Consider the following 6,696-nt stretch of genomic DNA (forward strand, 5'->3'; position numbering starts at 1 on the left):
CCTACCCCGGGAACCGCCCCGTGCTCCGCAGCCGCCAGCGGCGCTCCGCGTACGCCAGGTCGTCGCGCCAGAGGCGGGCCGACGCCGACCGCATCGCGGGGCGCAGCAGCGGGGCCAGGGCCCGGGCCGCCGCGAAGCCCGTGCGGTCCGAGGCCGCCATGACGGCCTCCACCACGGCGGTCCGGGGGCGGGCGGCACCCAGGGCGGTCAGCGGAGTGGCGTGGGTCTCGACGACGGAACCCAGGCCCTCGCCCCCGGTGATGCGCATGGTGACGGTCCGCGGCTCCGGCGCCGTGAAGGCCGCTGTCACCGGCACCACCACGCGGCCCGCCACCTTGAACGAGACCCGGACGACCAGGGCGTCCTCCTCGTCGCCGGTCCCGTCCGGCGGTACGGACAGGACCTCCAGGTCGACGAACGAGTACGGGTGCAGCCACGCGCCGTGCCACGGGTCCAGCCGGTTGGCGACGATGTCCTCGGCCTCGCAGACGCCCACGCCGGTGTGGACGGCCGTCACCGCCTCCGCGACGGGCGGCCTCGGCGGCACCATCGGGCGGTCCGTCGGCTCCTCGCCGCCGACCTCGTCGAGGCGCACCCAGACCAGTACCCCGTCGTCGTACGCGGGCCACGGCGCCCAGCCCGCGGCCGGGGAGCCGTCCAGGGCCAGGCCGTGCCAGCGGCAGATGAGCGTCCCGCACCGCACCACGCCGTCCTTCAGGGCAGCCCCGAGGTGGGGGCAGGCGCCCGGTCCGGCGCGCACGACGCCGTCGGCGTCGCGCCAGAGCACGACCTCCGTCCCCGCGACGGTCCGGCCCGTCGGCCGGTCGGCGCGGACGTCCCGGCCGGCCCCCACGACATACCAGTTGCCGGACGGGCGGGCCGTCGCCCGCTTCAGCGCCGCGGCGATCCCCGTCGGACGCGCCTGTCGCCAGGTCGCCCGCTGCTTCTCCCAGGGCAGCGGCGCGCGGCGCAGGCTCAGGGGCAGACGGCGCCGGTCGTCCCGGCGGCTCGGTTCGCTCACCGACCGTCCCTCCTGGTCCGTTCGTGCGGCCCCGCGGCCCCGCTCCGGCCCAGGGCCTCCTCCGGCCGGCCGTCGGGGCGGCCGGGGCCGTCCGTGCGGCCCGCCCGGCGTCCGCGGCCCGCGCCGCGCGCGGCCAGTGCCCGCGTGAGGCCCGGCAGCGCGATCGAGGCCCGCCGTCGCGTGCCGACCACCGCCCGTCGGTGCAGCACCGCGTACCCCTCCTTCTCGATGACCGTCAGGATCTCCTGGTACAGGACGAAGGCCGTGCGCACGCACGGCGCCGACACCGGGTCGAGCAGGTCGATGCCCGGTTCCGCCTCGCGGTACACGTCCCGGGTGAGGGCCGCGGCGGCGCGCATCGCGTCGGTGATGCGCGGGTCGCGGCAGCCGGTCAGTCTGCTCCACCGCAGCAGGTCCCGGTCCACCCCGGACGCGGCGAGCAGGTCCGCCGGCAGGTACACCCGGCCCCGGTCCAGGTCCTCCCCGACGTCGCGGAGGAAGTTCGTCAGCTGGAAGGCGGTGCCGAGCGATGCCGCGTACGGCTCGGCCTCCTCCCGCGCGCAGACGGTGCCCAGGACCGGCACCATCTGCAGTCCGATCACGGCCGCCGAGCCGTGCATGTAGCCGCACAGGTCCGCGTAGGTCGCGTACTCCCGCACGAAGAGGTCGCTGCGCATCGACCCGAGGAAGTCCTCGAAGTGGACCGCCGGGATCCGCAGGCGCGCGCGGGTGTCCGAGGCCGCCGCCACGGCCGGGTCGGTGACGGGTTCGCCCCGCAGGGCCGCCTGCCACTGGGTCTCCAGCGCGTCGAGCGAGGCCGCCCGCTCCCGAGGCGTCGTGCCGGCCGTCTCGTCCACGATGTCGTCCGCGCGCCGGGCGAAGCCGTACAGGGCGTGGACCGCGCTGCGGCGGGCCAGCGGCAGGAGGCGCGTGGCCAGGAAGTAGGTCCTGCCGTGGCGGGCGTTGAGCCGGCGGCACTCCGCGTAGGCCGCCCGCAGCGCCGGATCGCGCACCCCGGCGGCGTCGAGCTCCCGGGCCGTCACGAGCCCTCCAGCCGGACGGCGGCGTCGGACGCCGTGCGTCGGGCCGTTGTCCGTGGGGTCCCGGTGATCCGCTGGGCGGCCAGCTTGCCCGAGACGATGACCGGGGGCACCCCGACACCCGGGGTCGTCCCGCAGCCCGCGAGCACGACGTTCTCCGTGCCCCTGACGAGGTTCCTCGGCCGGAACGGCCCGGTCTGGGCGAAGGTGTGCGAGAGCGAGAACGGGGTGCCCGCGCTGTGCCCCTGGCCTGCCCAGTCGGCGGGCGTCACCAGGGACTCCTCCTCGATCGACGCGCCGAAGCCGGTCAGCCCCCGCCGCTCCAGTTCGGCGACCAGGGAGTCCCGGTAGGCCGGGGCGAGCTCGGCCCAGTGCGCCGGCCCCGGGCCGATCTCCGTGTTCGGGCAGGGCGCCAGGACGTAGTGCAGATGACGGCCGGGAGGCGCGAGCGTGGGATCCGTGGCCGTCGGGCGGGTGACAAGGAGGGAAGGATCGGTCATCAGCTCTCCTGTTCTGGTGAGTTCGTCGAAGGTGCGGGACCAGGCGGAGCCGAAGAGCAGGGTGTGGTGGGCGAGTTCGGGCCAGGTGCGGTCCGTCCCCGCGTGCAGGATCACCGCGCTCGGGGAGTGCCGGGTCCGCAGCGGACGGCGGGGCGCGCGCCCCAGGAGCCGGTACGAGAAGGGGAGTTCCGTGGTGAGCACGACCGCGTCGCACGCGATCCGGGCCTGCTCCGTCACGACCGCCGTCACCCGTTCCCCCGCCCGTTCGAGGGTCGTGACCCGCTCCCCGAACCGCAGGGCGGCGCCGGCGCGGCGGGCCGCGTCCGCCATGGCCGTGGGCACGGTGTGCATACCGCCGCGCGGGAAGAACACCCCGGCGACGGTGTCCATGTAGGCGATCACCGCGTAGGCGGCCAGTGCCCGCGACGGGGGGACTCCCGCGTAGAGGGCCTGGAAGGAGAAGACGCGCCGGAGCCGTTCGTCCGACAGGAAGGACCCGATCGCCCGGTCCAGGCGTCCGAGCCCGCCGAGGGCGGCCAGCCGGGCCAGGTCGGGATGGAGCAGCTGTGTCGGCGAGTCGAAGTTCGCGTCGATGAAGCGGCGCTCCTGCACCGCGTACAGCCTGCCCAGCCAGGCGCGCAGGCACAGATAGGCGTCGGCCTCGCGGGCCGAGGCGAAGCGTTCCACCTCGGCGGCCATGACGTCCGCCTCCGTGTGGACGTCGACGCGGCTGCCGTCCCAGAACCGCGCCCGGTACGCCGGGTGCAGCGGTACCAGTTCCACCCGGTCGTACAGCGAGTCCCCGACGGCCGCGAACGCCTGGTCCAGCAGGGCGGGCATCGTCAGGACGGTGGGCCCCGTGTCCACCCGGAAGCCGCCGAGCTCCATCCGGCCGGCCCGCCCGCCCGGCACCGGCTCACGCTCGACCAGCGTCACCTTCCGTCCGGCGCCCAGCAGGTGGAGCGCGGCCGACAGGCCCGCGAAGCCGGCTCCCACGACGACGACATGGTCCGTCCCGCCCCGCAGCCGCCTCATCGGCCCGCTCCCGACGCGGCCACCGCACGCCCGGTCGCCGCTCCGGTGCGCTCGCCGGCCCCCGCGCCGTCCCCGCCGGGGCCGGCCGCCGGGAGCGCGACGCCGCCGGCGTCCAGGAGGAGCCGCGCCAGGTGCTCGGCCGGTCCCGGCACCAGCTCCGTCTGCCGGAGGGTCCGCAGCGTACGCGCGCAGAGCCGGTCCGCCCGCTCGGCGACGTGGGCCCGGGCTCCGCAGGACTCCAGGAGCCCGATCACAGGGCGCAGCTCCCGCTCGGTGGCGGCGGGGGAGCCGACCACGGCGTCGAGGAGACGGAGCCCCCCGGCGTCGCCGTCGCGGACGCACAGCGCCCGCGCCACGGCCATGAGATAGGTCGCCTTGCCCGCCCTGAGGTCCTCGCCGGGTGGTTTGCCGGTGCGCCGCGGATCGCCGAACACCCCTTGAAGGTCGTTCTGGAGCTGGAAGGCGATGCCCGCGCACAGCCCCGCCCGGTTCAGGCCCCGGAGCGTCCGGCCGTCGGCCCCCGCCAGGAGGGCTCCCAGCAGCAGTGGATGCACCGCGGAGTACCGCGCCGTCTTCAGGACGGCCGTCCGCATCGCCCGTCCGGCGGACCGCGAGCCGGTGACCTGCGTCTGGAGGTCCAGGTACTGCCCGGCGACCATCTCGGTGCGCATCACCCGCCACCGGTCGCCGAGACCGGCGGAGTGCGGGGTCATCAGGAGCACCTCCGCGAACGCGTCGTCCGCCCAGGCGAGGGCCAGGTCACCCGCGAGGACGGCGCCGGAGCCCCCGAAGCCCGCGGACGGCCCGTCGAGGCCGTCCGTGCCGTACTGGCGCTCCAGCGAGGCGTGGACGGAGGGGCTTGCCCTGCGGGTCCGGGAGCCGTCCATGACGTCGTCGTGGATGAGCGCGCAGGTCTGGACGAGTTCAACGGAGGCCGCCATCCGCAAGGCCGCTTCGGCCTCGTCGTCGCCGCCCCCGGCGGCGCGCATGGCCCACCACAGCAACTGCGACCTGCGGTGTCCGCCACCGGCCGCGAAGGCGGCCACCCGGCCGGCGATGTCCGCGGCGAAGGTCCCGTCCACGGTCCGGGCCTCGGCGACCCGGCGCCGGAGGAGGTCGTCGATCACCAGGGTCAGGGCCTCGGGGACGTCCCTGTCGATGGAAGGGGGGTCGAGAGCGCGCATGTCGGTTCCCTTGCTGCCGTGCGTCGGGCAGTGCGGTGCGTCTGGATGTTCCGTACCGCGGTCGCGCGCGGATGCAGCAGATCATGGGCCGACCGGGGATTCGCACGTGCCGGTGCCGGCGCCCAAGGCGACCGTGGCCGGCGTCGACGCGTCGGCCGGAATGCTTGCGGGCGCCCGGGCCGAAGCGCGTTTCCTTCGTCCACGCCCCGGTCGAGCGCATGGCCGAGGTCGAGGCCCAGGGACCGTACGACGCCGTCCTTGCCGCGTACCTGCTGCGCAACGTCGCCGATCCCGACGCCCTGCTGCGCATCGCCCGCCGCCTCCTGCGGCCCGGCGGTCGCCTCGCCGTGCACGAGTACGGCCTCGGCGGACGGCCCGCCGACCGGCTCGTGCGGAAGGCCGTTGTGAACGGTCTCGTGAGGCCCTGGGCCCGGCTACACGGGGACGCGGAACTTCTACGAGCACCTCTACCGCAGCGTGCTGGCCTTCGGCACGGCCGATGCCTTCACCACCCGGCTCCGGAGTGCCGGGTTCACCCGGGTGCGCTGCCTTCCGCAGCCCGGCTGGCAGACGGGCATCACGAAGGTCAATGTGTCCGCGCCCTCGGGCAGCAGCGCCCCCAGCACCTTCTTGGCCGCTGTTCCTGAGATGTTCTGTCGGTAGAGGGAGCTCGGGAGGCTGTCCGGCACGTCTGTAATCTTTGTGCGATTTTCGAGCGCGGCCGCCGCCTGCCGTTTCAGCTGGCTGCCCGAGACGCCGTCCTGGTTCAGAAGCTGTTGCACCTGTGACCACTGGTGGATGAACGCCTCACTGGCTGTGTACTTCTCATCCGTGGCCCGGTAGTTCTCCATCATCACGGCGACAGCGCGGCCTCTGTCCTGGTCCTTGAGGACGGAGGACAGGACGGGGGCCTGGCTCTGGAGGGCAATCGGCGTGGCCATCCGCCCGCTTCGCCCTGTTGTGTTTTTCGCGGTCCTGCAAGAGGGCCGCTGGCCTCCGGGCCCGGCATGACTGTTGCCCCCTGTCTAAGGGATGGCCCGGGGGGTGGTGTCACCGGGCCCGAGGGTGGCGTCGGAGACGCTGATAAGAGGTCCGACCGCCGCCCGGCCGGGCGGTGGTCGGCCGGGCGGTGGTCGGCAGGTCTGCATGACGTGGATGCGCGAGAACGGCCCCCGAAGCCCAGGCCGGCACCGGTATCGGGCAAGTGGCCCAACAGCGAGCCGAAACTTCGGGCCGTCTCCGAGAAACTCGCCGCGATGTTCGGCACCGTCCTGGTGATCGTGGACCAGCCCGCCTCCATCGGCGCTCTGCCGCTGACCGTCGCCCGCGGCGCGGGCTGCCAGGCCTTCCACCTTCCCGGACTGGCCATGCAACGGATCGCCGACCTCTACCCGGGCGAGGCAGTGGCTATCACGTTCCACCGGCCGCCTCAGCCACATGCATCCCACAAGTCGCAGTGGGAGGCTGCGTAGCGGGAACACATGGCTTGCGTTGTTCAGTGTTACCGTGAACGGCATGTCGGCCCGCCGCGTGATCTGCGATTCCGGCCGTGCGGTGCGCACGGTCCGGTTCGGGGTGGCCACTTTCCGACGCGGTTCCAAAGCCATGGACCGACGCCCTGCGGGCCTGGTCTGGATCGAGAAGGCCGCCGCAACAGCGGCATCCCTCTGACGCTCATCGCTGAGACCCCCTTCGCTTAGGCGCCCTCGACGCGTACCCCCTGCGCCCGTAGACGGAGAGCAGCTGGGCCCGTCGCCGCGCAGCCGCCGCTTCGCCCCACAGCCTCGTATTTCCCTGGACCGCGTCGTCTTCGCTGTCCGTACCGCCCTGGAGTATTACCGTGATCACCGCCTCCGGCATCGAGCTGCGTGCCGGCGCCCGCATCCTCATCGAGTCCGCCTCCTTCCGTATCTCCA

5 protein-coding genes and 2 pseudogenes are annotated in these 6,696 nt (G+C 74.2%); 2 read left to right on the forward strand and 5 right to left on the reverse strand.

Going from position 1 to position 6,696, the window contains the following annotated elements:
• Position 1: 1 nt before the first annotated feature.
• From ACF08W_RS34035 to ACF08W_RS34050, 4 genes are read right to left on the reverse strand one after another with little or no spacing between them, the layout of a single operon-like run.
• A complete protein-coding gene (locus ACF08W_RS34035) occupies positions 2-1,021 on the reverse strand; it encodes a DUF5914 domain-containing protein (protein WP_385212978.1) in 1,020 nt (339 codons plus the stop codon).
• Positions 1,018-2,064, reverse strand: a complete 1,047-nt coding sequence (locus ACF08W_RS34040; protein WP_385212981.1) for a phytoene/squalene synthase family protein — start codon at positions 2,062-2,064, stop codon at positions 1,018-1,020. The genes ACF08W_RS34035 and ACF08W_RS34040 overlap by 4 nt, the downstream gene beginning before the upstream one ends.
• On the reverse strand, positions 2,061-3,596 hold the full coding sequence (gene crtI, locus ACF08W_RS34045) for a phytoene desaturase family protein (protein ID WP_392281670.1): 1,536 nt from the start codon (positions 3,594-3,596) through the stop codon (positions 2,061-2,063). The genes ACF08W_RS34040 and crtI overlap by 4 nt, the downstream gene beginning before the upstream one ends.
• Positions 3,593-4,780: a polyprenyl synthetase family protein gene (locus ACF08W_RS34050; RefSeq protein ID WP_392281671.1), complete on the reverse strand. Its 1,188-nt coding sequence runs from the start codon at positions 4,778-4,780 to the stop codon at positions 3,593-3,595. The genes crtI and ACF08W_RS34050 overlap by 4 nt, the downstream gene beginning before the upstream one ends.
• Positions 4,781-4,998: 218 nt before the next feature.
• Between ACF08W_RS34050 and ACF08W_RS34055 the strand changes: the two are divergent.
• Positions 4,999-5,082: pseudogene (locus tag ACF08W_RS34055) on the forward strand (ubiquinone biosynthesis methyltransferase UbiE); the annotation flags it as partial.
• A gap of 165 nt (positions 5,083-5,247) precedes the next feature.
• On the opposite strand, the gene ACF08W_RS34060 reads toward ACF08W_RS34055, so the two are convergent.
• Positions 5,248-5,721: a hypothetical protein gene (locus ACF08W_RS34060; RefSeq protein WP_392281673.1), complete on the reverse strand. Its 474-nt coding sequence runs from the start codon at positions 5,719-5,721 to the stop codon at positions 5,248-5,250.
• Between the two features lie 267 nt (positions 5,722-5,988).
• Here ACF08W_RS34060 and ACF08W_RS34065 point away from each other — a divergent pair.
• Positions 5,989-6,183, forward strand: a pseudogene (locus tag ACF08W_RS34065) (transposase); the annotation flags it as partial.
• Between the last annotated feature and the right edge of the window lie 513 nt (positions 6,184-6,696).

Origin of the sequence: Streptomyces sp. NPDC015144 (genome assembly GCF_043079735.1) — a bacterium.
Classification (GTDB): Bacteria; Actinomycetota; Actinomycetes; order Streptomycetales; family Streptomycetaceae; genus Streptomyces.

Bases quoted from the DNA above. Each gene is read 5' to 3' on its own strand.
- crtI (WP_392281670.1), bottom strand. From the start codon at position 3,596: ATGAGGCGGCTGCGGGGCGGGACGGACCATGTCGTCGTCGTGGGAGCC.
- ACF08W_RS34050 (WP_392281671.1), bottom strand. From the start codon at position 4,780: ATGCGCGCTCTCGACCCCCCTTCCATCGACAGGGACGTCCCCGAGGCC.
- ACF08W_RS34060 (WP_392281673.1), bottom strand. From the start codon at position 5,721: ATGGCCACGCCGATTGCCCTCCAGAGCCAGGCCCCCGTCCTGTCCTCC.